We start from the raw sequence: 18405 nt of genomic DNA, 5'->3' as shown, positions 1-18405 counted from the left end.
CGCTCTCTCCTATCCGCTGATGCCTCGCACGCTACGCCATTTGGCGGCATGAGGGAGCGCGAACAGGTACAGACCCGTGAGGAGCAACAGGATGAGCGGGAACAGCGCCAGAAGGCCGACCCAGATGGCCTGCTTCTCTTGCGCCATGGCGACGACGTTGATGATCACAGCCACCGTAAAGGCAATGGACAGCCAGCGGTGGATTTGCCGAATACACGTATTCCAGTTCAATGAAACCTCCCTTGAAACGAGCGCGAGGCGGCAGACTCATTCCGTTCGCGCCAGAACCTCCTCCAGCTTCGCAAAGAATTGCTTCCATCCGGCGTGGGCGCCGCCATAAGCCTGCTTCTGATCAGGCCGGAAGCCCGTCTGCTCCATGCGCAGGAGGGTCCCGGTGCCCGTTGGGGTGAGCGTAAAGGTCACCACGCTCTGCAGATCGTAGGCCGCATCGTCGTGCTTGAAATTCCAGGTGTAGGACAGCGTCTTGTTCGGCTCGATGGCGAGGACCTCGCAGTCCAGCACGCCGCCCCATTCGCCGCGAAGATTGAAGCGATGGCCAACAGTCGGCTTGAAGTCGTTCTTCATCAGCCACTCCTCGATCAGGTGCGGTTGCGTCAGCGCACGCCAGAGCTTTTCCGGCGAATGAGCTATCTCGCGTTCGACGACGACGGAACGCGTTTCGGTCGCACGATTGGTCATTGGTCCATCCGTTTGAGCAGGTCTTCGAGATCGTCGAACCGCCTCTGCCAGAACCCGGCCATCTCGCTTGTCCAGTCGATCAGCGGGGCGAGGGCGCCGAGCTGCGCGCTATAATGCGTCTGGCGGCCTTCGTGGCGGTCGCGCACCAGCCCTGCCTGTTTCAGAACGCCAAGATGCTTCGAGACGGCCGGCTGCGAGATCCCGGCCCGGGCCGTCAGCGCCCCGACCGTCTGCTCTCCTTCGCGGCACAGCCGCTCGAAGATCGCTCGACGGCTCGGGTCGGCGAGTGTCCTGAACAGCACATCATGAGCGTTGGGCATTCGAAATCGATAACTCGATGGTTATTGATGGATACATAACCGGCGGGGTATGTGTCAGTCAAGTGGGGAATGCGAAATAGGTGGCGTCTTTTCGCGCGCCCTCAAGCACTGCAATTTGACGTCAGTAAGCTACCGCTGAATGCATGCCGTGCAGGTTATGCATTATCTTGATGTTGCGAAGTCGAGCTGCGGGTGCGAGCGCCGACGGCATGGTCGCTCCTCGTTGTCGAGGACGATAGGATGACCAGATATTTGACGTCATATACAGCGAGGGAGGTCCTATGGGAGATGCCGGCCGCCAAGCCCATTGGGAGAACGTCTACACGACAAAGAGCGAGAACGAGGTTAGCTGGTTTCAGCAAAGGCCGGCTCCTTCGCTCGACCTGATCGTGCAGACGGGGGTGGCGCACAGGTCGGCCATCATCGACATTGGCGGCGGCGCCTCGCGGCTGGTCGACGGTCTCGTCGAGCAGGGATTTGAGGATGTCACCGTGCTCGATCTTTCCGCCGCGGCGTTAGCCGCTGCCAAGCGCCGCCTGGAGAGCCACCTTGGCGCCAGCGCCGAGCGGGTTAGCTGGATCGTCGCAGATGCGACGAGCTGGGAGCCGGTGAAGCCCTACGACATCTGGCACGATCGGGCAGCGTTCCACTTTCTCACCGACGCAGGCGATCGAGTCGCCTACATTGCGCGCCTCAAGCGGGGCCTGAGGATCGGCGGGCACGCCATCATCGCTACCTTCGCACCTGACGGCCCTGAAAAGTGCAGCGGCCTGCCGGTCGCGCGCTACGACAGCGAGAGTCTCGGACGGACGCTCGGTGCCGCGTTCAAGCTGGTCCATACGCAGCGTCATGAGCACACTACGCCGTGGCAGTCCCGGCAGGCTTTTCAGTTCAGCGTGTTCCGGCACGAGGGCTGATCGCCGCGCGCTAATGCGCCATGCCGCGCGAGACCTCCTGGCAAGCTTCCATGCAGCGGCGGCAGCTTTCCGCGCAGATGCGGCAATGTTCGTGCATTGCGGCGTGCCGCTGGCATTCCTCCGCGCAAAGCCGGCAGGCGGCGGCGCAGACGCTGAGCATGCGGCGCATCACTTCGTCGTCGAAACCCGTTCGGCGGGTCATGATGCGGCCGGTGATATTGCAGATATCGGCACAATCCAGGTCAAGCCGGATGCACTGGGTCAGCTCCTGTACCATGCGCTCCGACAGGCAGGCGTCGGCGCAGGAGGTGCAGGTCTGGGCGCAGGAGTAGCATTCCTCGATGCAACGGATCAGGGTGTCGCTGATCTGGCCTTGGACGGCCGGGTGGGTGCCAATCATTTCACGGGCGTACATGGCTGGGCTCCTTGCTGAGGACAGACCACCGCCGGGGGGCGGTCGCTAACTCAAGTCGCGGCCTTGAAAAATGTTCTGGGCAGCCGGCTAGAATGAATTCGGGTCGCGGAGGGGTTGATTCATCGCAATGCGGTCTTCGTCCGCTGGCATATGTTAAGCAAACCCGCGGTTTCGTGATGGAACTCTGCTTCCCATCGTGGGCCGAGATGTGCGAAACTGGACGCGTGAAATACTCGATTCACCTTCGCCGGCTGCTGGCGATTTTTGTGATCGTCGGCCTCGTTATCGCCCCGCTCTCGGCGCGGGCGAATACGGGTGCCATGGCACCAATGGCCATGACGGCGATGCCCGATGAGGCGGCCATGTCCGACGACATGCCGTGCTGCCCGGAGAAATCGGCGCCGATCGATTGCGACCAGTGTCCGCTAATGGCGCTTTGCGTGTCGACGACGTTGCAGGCGCCGCTGCCGGCCGGCATTGCCGAAATCCAGCCCGTGACGCTTCGGATGCTGCTGCCGGGCAGCGATCCGGAAGTGGAAAGCCTCGGGTATTCACCTCCGCCAAAACCTCCCCGATCCCTGGTCCTTTCGGCATAACGCCGGAATCTCGTGGCGCTTTGTGGCGTCCGCGCCATGCCGCCATAGCGGCTGACCTGTAGATCGAGGATACCATGATGAAGGCTATTCAGTTTTCGCGCGGCCTGCGGGTCGCGCTGAGCGCCGCTATCCTGACATGCGCCGCAACCGTCGCACTCGCCGATATCAGGAATTACGAGTTCAAGCTCGTCGAACCGGCCGTGAAGACCGGTCGCGACAAGATCATTGCGGTCAAGCTCATCGATAACACGACGGGCAAGGCCGTTCCGGACGCGGTGATCTTTGCGACGCGTCTCGATATGGCACCGGATGCGATGCAAGAGATGGTGAGCGAGCTTACGCCCCTGCCGGGATCGGAGCCGGGTACCTACCGCTTCAAGGCCGATTTCAGCATGGCCGGCCGCTGGCAATTGTCGCTCGGCGCAAAAGTGCAGGGCGAAACCGGCACGGTCGACAACAAGCTCGTCATTCGGGCCGACAAATGAACCGGTCAGTTCAGGTTGCGATCGCTGCTGCCGTTATGGCTGCCGTGATCGCCGGCGTGCTCGCGCGTCCCTATCTCTGGCCGAGCGGCGAGGCGAAGCATGCCCACGTCATGGCCCAGGCGAGCGAACCGGCGGGCGCTGCGATCTACTATCAGGATCCGGACGGCAAGCCGTTCTACTCGCTGACGCCGAAGAAGACGCCGGATGGCCGCGACTACCGCGCCGTTCCGCGGGGCGCCGACATCAGTTTTGACGACCCGCCCCAGGAAAGCGCGGCGGCTCCACCCGCCGACCGCAAGATCAAGTACTACCGCAATCCGATGGGCCTGCCGGACGTTTCGCCGACGCCCAAGAAGGATTCGATGGGGATGGATTACATCCCCGTTTATGAGGGAGAGGACAGCGATGACGGGTCGGTCAAGGTCTCGCCGGGAAAGATTCAGCGCACCGGCGTCAAATCGGAGCCGGCGGCCACTCGCGCGATCCGGACGGTCGTGCGGGCGCCAGGCACGATCCAACTCGACGAGCGTCGAGTCTCAGTCATCGCGATGCGCGCGGAAACCTACCTGCAAACAGTTGCCGACGTCACGACTGGCACCTTTGTCAAGAAGGGGCAGCCGCTGATGCAGGTCTACAGTCCGGCAGTTTCCAGTGCGGCCGCAGAGTATGTGACGACATTGACGTCAAAGACTACGGCGGGCGAACCGTCCTACGGACGCGGTTCACGGCAGCGGTTGATGAACCTTGACGTGCCCGACGCGGTAATCAGCGAGGTCGAGAGAACGCGGGTCGTGCCGGTGACTGTCGCCTGGTCGGCCCCACGGGACGGCATCGTGCTGGAACGCAACGCCGTCCAGGGTATGCGAGCTCAACCGGGCGATGTGCTCTTCCGCGTTGCGGATACCTCGCTGGTCTGGGCGATAATTGATATAGCGGAGCGCGATCTCGGCTCGCTTGCGGTCGGACAAGGCGTAACCGTGCGCGCGCGCAGCTTCCCGGGGCGGGACTTCTCCGGAAAGATCTCTGTCATTTATCCCCAGGTCAACCGCGAGACACGGACAGCCCGCGTTCGGATCGAACTCGCAAATCCCGACCTCGCATTGCTGCCGGACATGTATGTGGACGCGGACGTCGAGATTGGTGGCACGGAGCCTGTTTTGGCCGTTCCCGACAGCTCGGTGCTCGATACAGGGGCGCGCCAGGTCGTTCTGGTCGACAAGGGCGAGGGCCGATTCGAGCCCCGCGACGTCAAGATCGGCCGTCGGGGAGACGGACTGGTCGAAATCCGCAGCGGGCTGAAAGACGGCGAGCCCGTCGTCACCTCGGCCAATTTCCTGATCGATGCCGAAAGCAACCTGAAGGCGGCGCTGAAGGGCTTTGCCGAGGGAGCCCAGCCATGATTGCCCGCTTGATCGCTTGGTCGGCTCGTAACCTCCTGCTGGTGCTGTTCGGCAGCGGCTTCGCCGCTGCGGCCGGCGTCTACGCGCTCGTCCATCTGCCGCTCGACGCGATTCCCGACCTCTCCGACACCCAGGTGATCGTCTACACGGAATACCCGGGGCAGGCGCCTCAGGTGATCGAGGACCAGGTCACCTATCCGCTCACCACCGCGATGTTGACGGTACCGAAATCGAAGGTGGTGCGCGGATTCTCGTTCTTCGGCGTCTCCTTCGTCTACGTCATCTTCGAGGATGGCACCGACATCTACTGGGCGCGCTCGCGAGTGCTGGAGTTTCTCAATAGCGCCGCTTCGCGATTGCCGTCCGGGGTCGCGCCGACCATCGGTCCCGACGCGACCGGGGTGGGATGGGTATACCAATATGCGGTGATGTCCAAGGAACTGAATCTCGCGGACACCCGCGCGATCCAGGACTGGAACCTGAAATTCGCGCTAGCCAAGGCCGAGGGCGTGGCCGAGGTCGCGAGCGTCGGCGGCTTCGTCAAGCAGTACAACGTGATACTCGACCCGCAGCGCATGCGCGATCGCGGCATCACCATGCAGAAGATGCGCGAGGCGATCCGCGCCTCCAATGCCGATGTGGGCGGCCGCACCGTCGAGCTCTCCGAATTCGAATACGTGATCCGCGGGAAGGGGTACCTGAAGAGCATCAATGATCTCGGCAACATCGTGCTGAAGACCGACAACGGGACGCCGGTGTTGTTGCGCGATGTTGCGCGCGTCGAGCTTGGCCCCGACGAGAGGCGCGGCATCGCCGAGCTCAATGGCGAGGGCGAAGTGGCGAGCGGCATCGTGCTGCAGCGCTTCGGCGTGAATGCGCTCGATGTCATCGAGAACGTCAAGAAGCGGTTCAAGGAGATCGGGACCAGCCTGCCGAAATCGGTCGAGATCGTCCCGGTCTACGACCGCTCGAACCTGATCTATGCCGCGATCGATACGCTCAAACATACCCTGGTCGAGGAAAGCATCGTAGTGGCGCTGGTGTGCATCGTCTTCCTGCTGCATGTCCGTAGCGCGCTTGTCGCGATCCTGATGCTGCCGGTCGGCGTACTGATGGCGTTCGGCGCCATGAAGCTCCTGGGCCTAGGCTCCAACATCATGAGCCTCGGCGGCATCGCGATCGCAATCGGCGCCATGATCGACGCAGCGATCGTCATGATCGAGAACGCGCACAAACATCTCGAGCGCGCCGAGCCGGACAAGTCGCGCGTCGCAATCCTGATCGAGGCGGCCGCCGAGGTCGGCCCTGCGCTGTTCTTCAGCCTCTTGATCATCACCGTGTCCTTCATGCCGATCTTTACGCTGGAATCGCAGGAAGGCCGGCTGTTCAGTCCGCTCGCCTTCACCAAGACCTTTGCGATGGCGGCGGCGGCATTGCTATCGGTCACGCTGGTGCCGGCACTGATGGTAATTTTTGTTCGCGGCAAGATCGTCGCCGAGCACAAGAACCCGATCAACCGCTTCCTGATCTGGATCTATAGACCCGTGATCAAGACCGTGCTGCGCGCGAAGGCGCTGGTAGTCCTGCTTGCGCTTGGCGTGCTCGCTGCCTCTATCTGGCCGGCGCGCCAGCTCGGCACCGAGTTCATGCCAAACCTCAACGAGGGTACGCTGCTCTACATGCCGACGACCCTGCCGGGGATCTCGGTGACGAAGGCGTCCGAACTGATGCAGACGCAAGACCGGATTATCCGATCGTTTCCCGAGGTCGCCTCGGTCTACGGCAAGGCTGGACGGGCGGCGACCGCGACCGATCCGGCGCCGTCCGAAATGTTCGAGACGGTGGTCAATCTCAAGCCGAAGGAGCAGTGGCGCAACGGCATGACGATCGACGGCCTCATCGCCGAAATGGACAAGGCGCTGCAGTTTCCCGGCGTTTCCAACGCCTGGACCATGCCGATCAAGGCGCGCATCGACATGCTCTCGACCGGCATCCGCACGCCGATTGGCGTGAAGGTCATGGGCACAGATCTCGCCGGAATTGAAACGCTCGCCAAACAGATCGAACAGGTGCTCAAAGCCGTCCCGGGCACGTCCTCGGCCTATGCCGAACGCGGTCTCGGAGGTTACTACCTCGAGATCACGCCGAACCGCGAGGCGCTGGCGCGCTACGGCATCATGGTGCAGGACGTGCAGGACACCATCGCGACCGCACTCGGCGGCCAGACTGTGACCACGACCGTGGAGGGCCGCCAGCGCTTCTCTGTAAACATGCGCTACCCACGCGATCTCCGCGACAATCCAAAGGCGATCGCAAGCGACATCCTGGTGCCGATGCCGGCCGGCGGGGCGGTCCCACTCGGCGAGGTCGCCAGCGTTACGCCAGCGCGCGGGCCAAGCTCGATCCGGACCGAGAACGGACAACTGGCGACCTACATCTATGTCGACATCCGCGACCGCGACCTTGGCGGATACGTCGCCGAGGCGCAACGCGCGGTGCAGGCGAGCATTGAGTTTCCACCCGGCTATTACGTCGTCTGGAGCGGCCAATATGAATATCTGGAGCGTGCGATCGCGCGGCTCAAGATCGTCGTACCGGTGACGCTGCTCATCATTTTCCTCCTGCTCTATCTCAATTTCCGCTCGGTAACCGAGACTATGATCGTCATGCTGTCGCTGCCGTTCGCGTTGGTTGGCGGGCTGTGGCTGATGTGGTGGCTCGGCTTCAACCTCTCGGTCGCGGTTGCGGTCGGCTTCATCGCACTCGCCGGCGTCGCCGCCGAGACCGGCGTCGTCATGCTGATCTATCTCAATCAGGCGCTGGCCGAGATCACGAAGCTACGTCAGGTTCAGGGCCAGGCGCTGACGCGCAACGATCTGTATGCCGCCATCATGGAGGGCGCGGTCGAACGCGTGCGGCCAAAGATTATGACGGTGGTGGCCATCATGGCAGGCCTGCTCCCGATCATGTGGAGCACCGGCACCGGGTCGGAGATCATGCAGCGCATCGCGGTACCGATGATCGGCGGCATGATCTCGTCGACATTGCTGACGCTGATCGTGATTCCGGCGGTATTCGGCATCGTCAAGGGCTTTGGATTGCCCGGCGATCCCGAAAGCGGCAAATCAGTTGCGGAGATTGCTAAGCCATCGAAAAAAGTCCCACGCGTTGTGGAGCCAGCCGAATGAGGTGAACCATGATTTACGCAGCGATTCCCCGCACGACGCCGAGCTTCAGGTTGGTGGCCGCTTCGGTCCTTATGGCTGTTCTCAGCTTCTCTTCTCTCCATGCGCAACAAGGCAATGCAGCCCGCGGCGAACGTAATTTCAGGGCCTGCGCAGCATGCCATTCGCTGGAGCGCGATCGCAACATGACGGGACCGAGCCTTGCTGAACTATGGGGACGCAAGGCCGGTACGCTGCCAAGCTTCGAGCGCTTTTCCGATGCATTGAAATCGTCCGGACTGACATGGGATGACCGAACGCTCGATCAATGGCTGACCGATCCGACGCATCTTGTTCCGGGCAACGAGATGACCTTTGAAGGGATCAAGGAGGCTCCGGCCCGAGCAGACCTGCTGGCGTTCCTGAAAGAAGCCACTAAACCCGGCGCAGCGGCGAGCCAAAGTGCGCAACAGGGCCAGAGGGGCGGCATGGGAGGGATGATGGGTGGCATGATGGGCGGCGGCGCCGATCCAAATCTCAAGAAGCCTGAGCCGGACATTCAGGTTAAAACCATCAGTTATTGCCGCGACACCTATCGTGTCACCACAGCCGACGGCAAAACACGCGCCTTCTGGGAGCGTAACCTCCGCTTTAGGACCGATACCAGCAAGGATGGGCCGGAGAAGGATGCGCCGGCTCTCTTGGGCGCAGGAATGATGGGTGATCGGGCAGCCGTGATCTTTTCGGCGCCGGAGGAAATCATGAAGTTCGTTGAACGCCGCTGCTAGACTTCCGGACAGACAGCTGTACCGTTCGGCCGCGGCTTTCCTTAGTCACGATTTCGAACAAAAGCGTTCGTGGCTGTAACCGAACGGGTGGCACGATTGCGTTACGCACGTTGGCAGGCGCGGTGTTTGGGCCGCGACTGTTGCGCTGGGTAACTCACAGCACTTCAGCCTCAATGGGAGCGAAGATATTTAACCGCCGCAGCGATCCCAAGAATCAGAAAAACAACGACGAGAAGCCAGATCAGGCCCATGCCTATCATCATTCCGCCGGACATCAGATCCATCATGACCGGACTCCAAATGCGATGAATGTCGCAGTACGAGCAAGCTGAGTGACCCAGCCCTTTCCGCTAAATAACCGCGTCTAACGAGCACCCGGGAAAAAGGTTCCTCTTCGGTACCTCCGTGGTGTTGGACGGGCGCTGGGGCTTTATCGCGACGCACTCTCACGTCGCTGTGAACCTGTAACCGGCAGCCGAGCTTTCCGAAGCTGCCGCCCGTCGACAGACACTTTGCACGCCGCATTTCTACGCTGGCTGAGCCTTCAATTCACCAGCGGATTGGCGCACCACCACGAATGCGCCTTGAAGCGCAAGTCCGGCCATGCAGGAAGCGACAATCACATCCGGCCAACCGGTACCGGTGCCAAACACGCCGAGCGCGGCCAGCAGTACCGCGAGATTGCCCAGAACGTCGTTACGCGTACAAATCCAGGCCGAGCGCATGTTGGCGTCGCCGTTGCGATAGGCCCATAAGAGTCCGAATGACGCAACATTGGCGGCAAGGGCCATGACGCCGATCGCACCCATGGTGAATGCACTCGGCAGCGTCCCTTGCGCGGCGTGCCAGATGGCCATGGCAATCACCCACAAGCCGAAAGCTACCATGGTGGCGCCCTTGGCGAGCGCTGCTGATGCGCGATAGCGCAGCGTCATCCCAACCACAAAGAGGCTGATCGCATAGTTTCCCGCGTCGCCGAGAAAATCGAGCGCGTCGGCCTGGAGCGAAGCCGACCCCGCCGCCAAGCCTGCGCCGACCTCGGCGAGGAACATGGCGGCATTAATGCCAAGGACCACCCAAAGAACCCGGCGATAAGCCGGATTGCCGCGGTTCCGGTCCAAGTTCAGGGGCGGAGGTACACAACAAGCATCGGCCATCCACGGAAAGTAGGACGCAAGTTCGTGTTACACAATTGCGTCACCAGGGAAGCGACAGTCGACCCTGGAGCAGTGCGAGCGTTGCATATTCATTGGCCAATCACGACCCTGACATGCTCCGTGAAATCTATCATCGGGGTTACGCGCCGGCCTTATGGGACTCGCGAGCAGAACTGATGGAGACGAGTTATGGGCTTCTACAACGACGTCATCCTACCGAGGCTCTGCGATCTTGCGATGCGAAACAAGCAACTTCGGCCATATCGCGAGCGGGTGATCGGCGCGGCCGAGGGTCGTGTGCTCGAGATCGGGATCGGTTCGGGCCGGAATTTGCCGTTCTATCGGCCGCCGGTGAGGGAGCTCTTGGCGCTGGAGCCGGCCCCGAAGCTCATCGCAATGGCCCGCGATGTTCTGCATCCGGGTACGCCGGTCAACTTCATCGAAGCTTCGGCGGAGGCCATTCCGCTCGATGACCGCAGCGTCGACACGGTGGTGACGACCTGGACCTTGTGCAGCATTCCGGATGCCGCCAAGGCGCTCACCGAAATGCGCCGGGTGCTTCAGCCGGGCGGCAGGCTCTTGTTCGTGGAGCACGGCATGGCGCCGGACAGGAACGTGAGGCGATGGCAGGACTGGCTGACGCCGGCCTGGAAATGCATCAGCGGCGGCTGTCACCTCAATCGACCGATCAGCACGATGATCGAAGCTGCAGGCTTCAGGATTGATCGGGTGGAGACCGGCTATATGCCAGGACCCAAGGCGATGACCTTCATGTACGAAGGCAGCGCCCGGCCGAACTAGTCCTACTGCGTCATAGCTGCTTAATCCCCTCATCCTGAGGAGCCGCAGAGCGGGCGTCTCGAAGGATGTAGGCCACAGACGGGGCCTCATGGTTCGAGACGCGCTTTGCGCTCCTCACCATGAGGGACACATGACGCAATAAGACTAGCCAGGCTATGCCGCGCGCACCTGACCAAGAAACGCGTCGACCTGCTCGCGCAATTGCTGCGACTGCCGCGACAGATTGCCGGCGGCGGTTTCGACCTGGCTTGCCGCTGCGCCGGTGGCTGCCGCGCCCTCGGTCACGCCGCCGACATTGGCGGACACTTCCTGGGTGCCGGCCGCAGCCTGTTGCACATTGCGCGCGATCTCCTGGGTCGCCGCGCCCTGTTGCTCGATCGCAGAGGCGATGGTTGTTGCAATCTCGCTGATTTCGCCGATGGTCTTGCCGATCGCCTCGATCGAGACGACGGATTTCTGCGTGGCGTCCTGGATCGCTGATATCTGGGAGGCGATCTCCTCGGTGGCTTTTGACGTCTGCTCGGCCAGGCTCTTGACCTCGGCCGCGACGACGGCAAAGCCCCTGCCGCTGTCGCCGGCACGCGCCGCTTCGATGGTGGCATTGAGCGCCAGCAGGTTGGTCTGCGAGGCGATGTTGTTGATCAGCTTGACGATGTCGCCGATCCGCTGCGCCATCGCCGCAAGGCCCTGAATTTCGGCGTTGGTGCCCTGTGCTTCCTGCACGGCCTTTGCCGCGATGGCCGCAGACTGGCTGACCTGCCGGCTGATCTCCGTGACGGAAGCGGACAGTTCCTCCGTGGCGGTGGCTACCGTCTGCACGTTGCTCGAGGTTTCCCGCGCGCCCGATGCCACGGCCGAGGCCTTGTTGGTATTCTCGGTTGCGACCGCCGCCATTCTTTCGGCGGTGGCGCGCATTTCGACGATCGATGCCGCGACGGCATCGAGCACGCGGCTGGCGCTCTGGTCGAAGCCTGAAGTCAGCGTCTCCATCACCTGTTGACGTTGCTCTTTCTTCTGTTGCTCCGCTCGCTGTTCGGCAGCCAGTGCGTTCGCCCTGACGGCATTGTCGCGGAAGACCGCGACCGATCGCGCCATTTCGCCAACCTCATCAGCCCGCGCCAGAGCAGGGATGTCGATCGACAGATCGCCGCCGGCAAGGCGCTGCATGGCGGCCGTCATGGCGGTCAATGGGCGGATCACGCGTCGGGACAGCACCCAGATCGACCCCATGCCGACAACGATACCGAGCAGCGTGACGAGGGCCACGAGAATGAGTTGGGTTCTTGCCGCCGCAGCCTTGGCTGCCGCGTGGACATTGGTGACTTCGACCGCGGCATCCTTGATCCGGACGATGGATTCCAGCGCAGGGTTCGACGCGTCGTACCATTGCTGGACCGTCATCGGATAGCCGGCGCCCGCGATGCCTGCCTTGTAGATCGTATCGGTTTGAGCCTTGAAACTACCGAGGAAGTTTTGCTCGGCGGCGGCAACGGCAGAGACAAGCGGCGACGCCGCACCGGCGGTTAGATCGCGTATCGTCTGCCAGTTCGACTGCACCTGCCCGCGCCAATTGGCAATGTCACGCTGCTGCTCGGTCGATAGCGCACGGCCGGCCGAGATATTGCCGGCGTGAACGGCGCGTTCGCGGCCGGCATATTCGCGCATCTGGAAAGCGCTCTGCTTGACCATCGTAAGCTCGCCGACGATGGCGTCTTCCCTGCTGATCTCGCGCGAGGCAATGGTCCAGAGCGATTGAATCCGGGTCAGGAGGTCCGAGACGGCCGGGTACCAGGATTTGAGCAGTTCGGCATCGCGCTGCTCCTTCGGAATTTGAAGCGCGGAATCGGCGCTGCGACGGAGCTGCTTGACACGTTCATAGGCTTGCTCGACGTCGGCAATCAGCTTCTTGCCTTCCGGCGTCGCGGTGGCGGCAATCTGCCGGAGCGCCGGGGCCAGCACGGCATCGCCCTGCGAACGGCGCTTCTGGATCACTTCGCCGGTCTGAGCATTTGCCGGGGCGGGCGCCTGCAGGGCCGTATTGGTCTGACCTCGTTCAAGCTGAATGTTCTCCAATCCCTTGAGCAGGTGATCGGCGTTTGCATTCACCTCGGCAACGCGGACGGCGGCCGTGTAGCTGCGCCAGGCATCTGCGCCGGTAATGGCGCAGGAGATCAGGACCAGTACCGCGAGCACCCCGACGATCACGGCGAGGGTGGTCTTGACGGTGAGCGTGCCCGAAAGGGCCTCGCGCTTCGAATGCATGGGGATACCTTCCGGCTGGCGGCCCCTTGATGATGGCCTCTCGTTACTACCAGCCGGCCGTTACCAAGCCGCTAATCGGAGCGCTGGGTTGTAATGCCAAAGTACTGTCTTGAAAGTCTTTTCGGCATTTTCTGATATTCGTTCGAACGAGCCACGTCCCTCAAGTTGCAGGCGCGGACAGGGTCGGCAGCATGCCGCGCGAGGGCGAAGCTTCGACGATCGATCCGGCGCGTCCGACGAGATCAGATTCGCCGCGCGGAAGGCGACTGGGAAGTAGTTGCCACGATCCTTGTCCCAGGCGGCTGCTGTTCCCCAAAGTGGCCAGTTGGTGCGCAGGCAAGCGAAGCGATGCGATGACCCAAAGAGTCGACCTCTTGGTGGCGGGCTCCCACCCCACTTGTGACGCCTTTCACTATTGCCGCAAAAAAGATCAGATAAGCTTGGGTCGGTCCGAGCAACTGCGTCGAGCGTACGTGACCTTTTGAATTTTTTCCGATCACATTGACGTACTCCTTTCCAGGAGGAACATGTGTCAGATTTTACAAGAAATCATGCCGTGGTTGTTGGCGCCGGCATGGCCGGACTTACAGCCGCTCAGGCGATCTCCAGGCATTTCAGGAAAGTCACAGTCATCGAGCGGGACGTGCTTCCTGCCGAGCCCGCGCCCCGTAGCGGCACGCCGCAGGCCCAGCATGCCCACATGCTGCTCGCGGGCGGGCTGAGAGCCCTGCAGACTCTGTTTCCGGGCTTTGAGAAGGATCTGGCGGAAGCTGGCGCAGTGAAGATCCGTGCCGGGAAGGATCTCCGGTTCGAGCGCCCCGGATTCGACCCATTCCCCGTTCGCGATCTCGGCTTCGATATTTTCAGCATGTCGCGCCCATTGCTCGAAGCTGTTACTCGACGACGCGTTCAGAAAACCCCGAACATAGGCATTTGCGCACGTTGCCGCGTAACCAAGCTTGTCGCATCGCGTGATGCAACGCGGATTGAGGCGGTCCGTTACGATAGCGAAGATGGTCGTGCTGTGACGCTGGAAGCTGAGTTGGTCGTTGAAGCTTCCGGCCGCGGCGGCCTGACGCTGCAACTGCTCGAAGAGCTTTCTTTGCAGAAGCCCGAAGAAACCGAGATCGGCATTGATCAGGCCTATGCGAGCGCCATTGTCGAGCGGCTCGATCACAATGCCGACTGGCTGGGCAATATCATGCTGCCGTCTGCACCCGGCAGCAGCCGCGGCGCGTTCCTATTTCCGATCGAAAAGCAGCGATGGCTGCTTTCCATCGGAGGCAATCATGGCGATACGCCTCCGGGCGACCGCGCGGGATTTATGGATTTCGTCAGGAGCCTGCGTACCCCGACGATCTATGACGCGGTCAGGGACGCGCGCCCGCTGACTGATATCGTCCGCTACCAGTTGCCTTGCAGCACGCGGCGACATTTCGAGCGCCTAGAGTCTTTTCCGGCGGGGCTGCTTGCGACAGGCGATGCCCTCTGCCGCTTCAATCCAGTGTTCGGGCAGGGCATGAGCGTGGCAGCGCAGGAAGCCGTGATCCTGGACCGGCTGCTGACGGAAGATGTCCCCAAGGAGCGCCTGGCGCGTGAATTCTTCGCTGCCATCCAGGACACCATCGCGACGCCATGGGGCGTTGCTGTCAACGATTTTGTCTATCCCGCCACGCGCGGCGCGCGGCCCGCCGATCTCGCGCAGCGCCTGCAATATGGTATGGCTTTGACCAAGCTTGCCGCGCAGGATCCCGAGGTGCACCGGCTGACCGTAGAAGTCTCGCAGCTCCTCAAGCCGCAGGCTGCGCTGCGTGAGCCAGCGCTCGCGGCGCGCGTGATGTCGCTAATATGATGGGCGGCGTGGGGGACCGTGATGGACTTTGTCACCGTGACGAACGGAGCGATCAAGCTCAACATGGCCGTCAGCGGTTCGGGCCGCGGGGGGCTGTAGCGCGATCGTGCGGTGCAACAACCAGCGGCAAATCCATCAGCGCGACTCCGCGCAAAAGCACAACCACGCTGCAGCAGTCTGCCGGCGCTTGCTGCGGCCAGAAAGCAAGATGACAACTTGAGGCGATGGTGGCAGACTGGTGGCAGACGTGGTTTCAAGCTTGGCGACTGAGAAGAAACGAAGAAAAGCCATCGCCAAGGTCACGTTGTCCAAGGGAGGAGAGGACTCATGAAACGCTTGTTTCTGGGATTAACCGCCGTTGCCTTGATCGCATCGGCGTTTGTCGGATCCAACACTGCAGTCATGGCGCAGACGAAGGTGCTGAAGATGCAGGCCACATGGCCGGCGTCGCTTACGCTCTATGACAACTTCACCTACTTCGCCGAGCGGGTGAACAAACTATCGGCCGGCGCGCTGAAGATCGAAGCAATGCCCGCCGGCCAGGTGGTGCCGGCGTTCGAGGTGCTGGACGCGACCAACAAGAAGGTGCTCGACGGCGCGCATGCGTGGGCCGGCTACTGGACCGGCAAGAACAAGACCGCGATTCTGTTCACCGGCGGTCCCGGCGGCACGTTCGGCATGGACTACATGGACGTGATGGGCTGGTTCTATCACGGCGGCGGCCTCGACCTTTACAACGAGTTCTATCAGAAGGAGCTCAAGCTCAACGTCGTCGTATTCCCCATCCTGCCTGCTGGGCCGCAGGCTTTCGGCTGGTTCAAGAAGCCGATCCAGACGGTCGAGGACATGAAGGGCATGAAATGCCGCCAGACCGGCATGGCCGGCGAAGTGTGGCAAGCGCTCGGCTTCACAGTGGTCAACATGCCGGGCGGCGAGATCATTCCCTCCGCGCAGCGCGGCGTGATCGATTGCGCGGAATGGGTCGGCGGCATCGAGGACATGCAGCTCGGCTTCCACAACGTCTGGAAGTACCACTATTCGCCCGGCCTGCATGAGAACGTGACGGTCGGCGAAATCGTGATCAACGGCGATGTGTGGAAAGAGCTCAGCCCGCAACACCAGGAGATCATCAAGTCGGCGGCCAACGAGACATTCCTCGTCTGGTGGACCAAGTGGCAGCGCCAGAACGCCGATGCGTTGACCGAGATGCAGCAGAAGCACGGCGTACAGATCCTGCGCACGCCGACCGAGATCCTGCTGACCTTCATCAAGAAGTGGGACGAAATCGCGGCGGCCGAGAGCGCCAAGAACCCGTTCTTCAAGAAGGTGCACGACTCGCAGAAGGCCTATGCCAGCGCCGTGGTGCCGTACAAGCGGTCCTATTTCCCGCCATACTCCTTCATGGCGAACTACTACTTCCCCGTCGAGAAATAGGGCTTCGTCCGGGGGCGGCCGGTTTCGGCCGCCCCCATTCACGCGCAGTCGGCCTGCGTCGCGCCACAAGGCGCGCCGCATCGGCGTCGGCGGTAGGGGGAGGGATGGCTGAGATAACTAACAGACAATCGCCGGCGCTGCTGGCAGCAATCCGGGTCATCGACGGCTTCACCGACCGGACCGGCACGATCATCTCGTGGCTGGCAGTGCCGCTTGTTCTGGCGGTCGCCTACGAGGTTACAGCGCGCTATTTGTTCAACGCGCCGACCATTTGGGCCTACGACGCAACCTACATGCTCTACGGCTCGCTGTTCATGCTGGGCGCTGCTTATGCGCTGCACAAGGGCGCTCATATACGCACCGACTTCTTCTGGGAGAAGTTCTCCGTCCGCAAGAAGGGCTGGATCGATACGATCTCCTATATCGTCTTCTTCTTCCCGAGCCTGATCATGCTGTTGCTGATTAGCTGGAACGAATTTCACTACGCCTTTCAGATCAACGAGACCTCGGACCAGACGCCATGGCGACCCGTGCTGTGGCCGTTCAAGTTCGTCGTGCCGCTCGCCTGCTTCCTGCTGCTCATCCAGGGCGTGTCCGAGTTGATCAAGAGCATCTACATGATGCGCACCGGTGTCGAGCTCGAGCACAAGGAGAAGGTCGAGATATGACCGCAGAAGCGCTCATCGGCCTCATCATGCTCCTGGTGCTGCTCGGAGCGATCTTCATCGGCGTGCCGATCTCGTTCACATTGCTGTTTCTCGCCTTTTCGTTCGGCTACTGGGGCATGGGCTCAACGGTCTTCGAACTAGGCTATTTCCAGACCATCGGCATGATGAAGGAGGAACTGCTGGCCGCCGTGCCGCTGTTCATCTTCATGGGCTTCATCACCGAGCAGGCAGGGCTCATGGAGCGCCTTTTTACAGCGTTCCGCATGCTGCTTGCGCCGGTGCGAGGAGCGCTCTTCCTCGTCGTCATCCTGACCTCGACCGTGTTCGCGATGGCGACGGGTATCGTCGGAGCAGCCGTCACCGTTCTTGGCATCATGGCCTCGCCGATCATGAACAAGGCGGGCTATGACCCCAAGCTTTCGGCGGGCACCATCACCGCGGGCGGCACGCTCGGCATTCTCATCCCCCCGTCGGTGATGCTGATCGTGATGGGGCCGGTGCTCGGGGTCTCGGTCGCCGATCTCTACGCCGCAGCCTTCGGGCCGGGCTTCCTGCTGGCCAGCCTCTACATCAGCTATCTGATGGTCCGCGCCTTCATGAATCCCAAGCTCGGGCCGCCGGTGCCCATGGACGAGCGGATCTATTCTGCGTGGTACATTGCGCGCGAGGTGATCATCGGCACGCTGCCCTTGCTCGGGCTCATCACGGCGACACTCGGCTCGATCATCGGGGGGCTCGCGACACCGACGGAGGCTGCCGGCATCGGCAGCGTCGGCGCGCTGATCCTGTCCATCGCCTATGGCAGGTTCTCACTCAGCGGACTGCAGCGCGCGCTGATCTCGACGATGGCGACGTCGAGCATGGTGCTGCTGCTCGCGGTCACGTCGAATATTTTCGGTGCGGTGTTCGCTCGGCTCGGCTCGGCGAACTGGATCACCGAGACGATGCTCGGCCTCCAGTTGCCGCCAAGTCTCATGCTGATCGTCGTGCTCGTGCTCATTTTCCTGCTGGGTTGGCCGTTCGAATGGCCAGCCATCATCCTGGTGTTCCTGCCGATCTTCTATCCCGTGGTGAAGGGCATGGGCATCGATCTCATATGGTTCGGCGCGCTGGTTGCGGTGGTGCTGCAGACCGCCTTTCTGTCGCCGCCGGTCGCCATGTCAGCGTACTATCTCAAGCAAGTGGTCAAGGGCTGGAGTCTTGCGACGATTTACGCCGGCATGTTCCAGTTCATGATCCTGCAGGTGATCTGCGTTGGTCTAATGATTGTCTTCCCCGGCATTGCGACCTGGTTCCCGCACACGCTGCACGAGGCGTCGCGCAGTCAGGTGATTCCCGAGGAGTACAAGAAAATCCTGGAGCAGCAGAAGCGGGCACCATCCCTGGAAGACGAAGACTGGCTGACACCAAAAAAGAAGTAGCGGGTGTTGTGCGTGCCGGCTCCAAA

The 18405-nt window shown here is 61.9% G+C and carries 17 protein-coding genes; 11 read left to right on the top strand and 6 right to left on the bottom strand.

Features of this window, described 5'->3' with window-relative positions; all coding sequences use genetic code 11:
* Positions 1 to 9: 9 nt before the first annotated feature.
* From YUO_RS0105940 to YUO_RS0105930, 3 genes are read right to left on the bottom strand one after another with little or no spacing between them, the layout of a single operon-like run.
* Positions 10 to 231 (bottom strand): hypothetical protein, encoded by a 222-nt coding sequence (locus YUO_RS0105940; protein ID WP_028346445.1) that lies wholly within the window; start codon positions 229 to 231, stop codon positions 10 to 12.
* Positions 232 to 267: 36 nt separating this feature from the next.
* Positions 268 to 699, bottom strand: a complete 432-nt coding sequence (locus YUO_RS0105935; protein WP_028346444.1) for an SRPBCC family protein — start codon at positions 697 to 699, stop codon at positions 268 to 270.
* Complete coding sequence (locus tag YUO_RS0105930) at positions 696 to 1019, bottom strand: ArsR/SmtB family transcription factor (RefSeq protein WP_028346443.1); 324 nt, start codon at positions 1017 to 1019, stop codon at positions 696 to 698. The genes YUO_RS0105935 and YUO_RS0105930 overlap by 4 nt, the downstream gene beginning before the upstream one ends.
* A gap of 281 nt (positions 1020 to 1300) precedes the next feature.
* Between YUO_RS0105930 and YUO_RS0105925 the strand changes: the two genes are divergently transcribed.
* A complete protein-coding gene (locus YUO_RS0105925) occupies positions 1301 to 1936 on the top strand; it encodes a class I SAM-dependent methyltransferase (protein ID WP_028346442.1) in 636 nt (211 codons plus the stop codon).
* Positions 1937 to 1946: 10 nt separating this feature from the next.
* Here the strand turns inward: YUO_RS0105925 and YUO_RS0105920 are convergent, their stop codons facing one another.
* Complete coding sequence (locus YUO_RS0105920; RefSeq protein ID WP_028346441.1) at positions 1947 to 2351, bottom strand: four-helix bundle copper-binding protein; 405 nt, start codon at positions 2349 to 2351, stop codon at positions 1947 to 1949.
* A gap of 224 nt (positions 2352 to 2575) precedes the next feature.
* Here YUO_RS0105920 and YUO_RS0105915 point away from each other — a divergent pair, with 224 nt between their 5' ends.
* From YUO_RS0105915 to YUO_RS0105895, 5 genes are all read left to right on the top strand, one after another.
* Entirely contained in the window at positions 2576 to 2947 is a 372-nt protein-coding gene (locus YUO_RS0105915) for a hypothetical protein (protein ID WP_028346440.1), read from the top strand.
* Positions 2948 to 3024: 77 nt separating this feature from the next.
* A complete protein-coding gene (locus YUO_RS0105910; protein WP_028346439.1) occupies positions 3025 to 3432 on the top strand; it encodes a FixH family protein in 408 nt (135 codons plus the stop codon).
* Positions 3429 to 4832 carry an efflux RND transporter periplasmic adaptor subunit gene (locus YUO_RS0105905; protein ID WP_028346438.1) on the top strand — a complete coding sequence of 468 codons (1404 nt, stop codon included), beginning with the start codon at positions 3429 to 3431 and terminating at the stop codon, positions 4830 to 4832. The genes YUO_RS0105910 and YUO_RS0105905 overlap by 4 nt, the downstream gene beginning before the upstream one ends.
* Positions 4829 to 8020, top strand: a complete 3192-nt coding sequence (locus YUO_RS0105900) for an efflux RND transporter permease subunit (protein ID WP_028346437.1) — start codon at positions 4829 to 4831, stop codon at positions 8018 to 8020. Before YUO_RS0105905 ends, YUO_RS0105900 begins: the two co-directional genes overlap by 4 nt.
* 8 nt (positions 8021 to 8028) lie before the next feature.
* Positions 8029 to 8784 (top strand): c-type cytochrome, encoded by a 756-nt coding sequence (locus YUO_RS0105895; protein WP_235782630.1) that lies wholly within the window; start codon positions 8029 to 8031, stop codon positions 8782 to 8784.
* Between the two features lie 527 nt (positions 8785 to 9311).
* Here the strand turns inward: YUO_RS0105895 and YUO_RS0105885 are convergent.
* Positions 9312 to 9941, bottom strand: coding sequence for a cation efflux transmembrane domain-containing protein (locus YUO_RS0105885; protein WP_028346435.1), 630 nt, complete (start codon positions 9939 to 9941; stop codon positions 9312 to 9314).
* A 189-nt stretch (positions 9942 to 10130) separates the two neighbouring features.
* Here YUO_RS0105885 and YUO_RS0105880 point away from each other — a divergent pair, with 189 nt between their 5' ends.
* Positions 10131 to 10742 (top strand): class I SAM-dependent methyltransferase, encoded by a 612-nt coding sequence (locus YUO_RS0105880; protein ID WP_028346434.1) that lies wholly within the window; start codon positions 10131 to 10133, stop codon positions 10740 to 10742.
* Positions 10743 to 10895: 153 nt separating this feature from the next.
* Here YUO_RS0105880 and YUO_RS0105875 read toward each other — a convergent pair whose 3' ends face one another.
* Positions 10896 to 13004, bottom strand: coding sequence for a methyl-accepting chemotaxis protein (locus YUO_RS0105875; RefSeq protein ID WP_028346433.1), 2109 nt, complete (start codon positions 13002 to 13004; stop codon positions 10896 to 10898).
* A gap of 529 nt (positions 13005 to 13533) precedes the next feature.
* Between YUO_RS0105875 and YUO_RS0105870 the strand changes: the two genes are divergently transcribed.
* The 4 genes from YUO_RS0105870 to YUO_RS39860 all read left to right on the top strand — a co-directional run bounded on the left by YUO_RS0105870 (position 13534) and on the right by YUO_RS39860 (position 18379).
* Complete coding sequence (locus YUO_RS0105870; RefSeq protein ID WP_028346432.1) at positions 13534 to 14856, top strand: FAD-dependent monooxygenase; 1323 nt, start codon at positions 13534 to 13536, stop codon at positions 14854 to 14856.
* 327 nt (positions 14857 to 15183) lie between these two features.
* Positions 15184 to 16290 carry a TRAP transporter substrate-binding protein gene (locus YUO_RS39870; protein ID WP_051379241.1) on the top strand — a complete coding sequence of 369 codons (1107 nt, stop codon included), beginning with the start codon at positions 15184 to 15186 and terminating at the stop codon, positions 16288 to 16290.
* A gap of 104 nt (positions 16291 to 16394) precedes the next feature.
* The gene (locus tag YUO_RS39865; RefSeq protein WP_051379240.1) at positions 16395 to 16958 is read left to right on the top strand and encodes a TRAP transporter small permease subunit; all 564 of its coding nucleotides are present in this window, start codon (positions 16395 to 16397) and stop codon (positions 16956 to 16958) included.
* Complete coding sequence (locus YUO_RS39860; RefSeq protein ID WP_063830268.1) at positions 16955 to 18379, top strand: TRAP transporter large permease; 1425 nt, start codon at positions 16955 to 16957, stop codon at positions 18377 to 18379. The genes YUO_RS39865 and YUO_RS39860 overlap by 4 nt, the downstream gene beginning before the upstream one ends.
* Positions 18380 to 18405 lie beyond the last annotated feature (26 nt).

The organism is Bradyrhizobium murdochi (assembly GCF_000472965.1).
In the GTDB taxonomy this organism is placed as follows: domain Bacteria; phylum Pseudomonadota; class Alphaproteobacteria; order Rhizobiales; family Xanthobacteraceae; genus Bradyrhizobium; species Bradyrhizobium murdochi.
The sequence above is the reverse complement of the archived record's forward strand: the minus strand, read 5'-3'. Positions and strand labels throughout refer to the sequence as shown.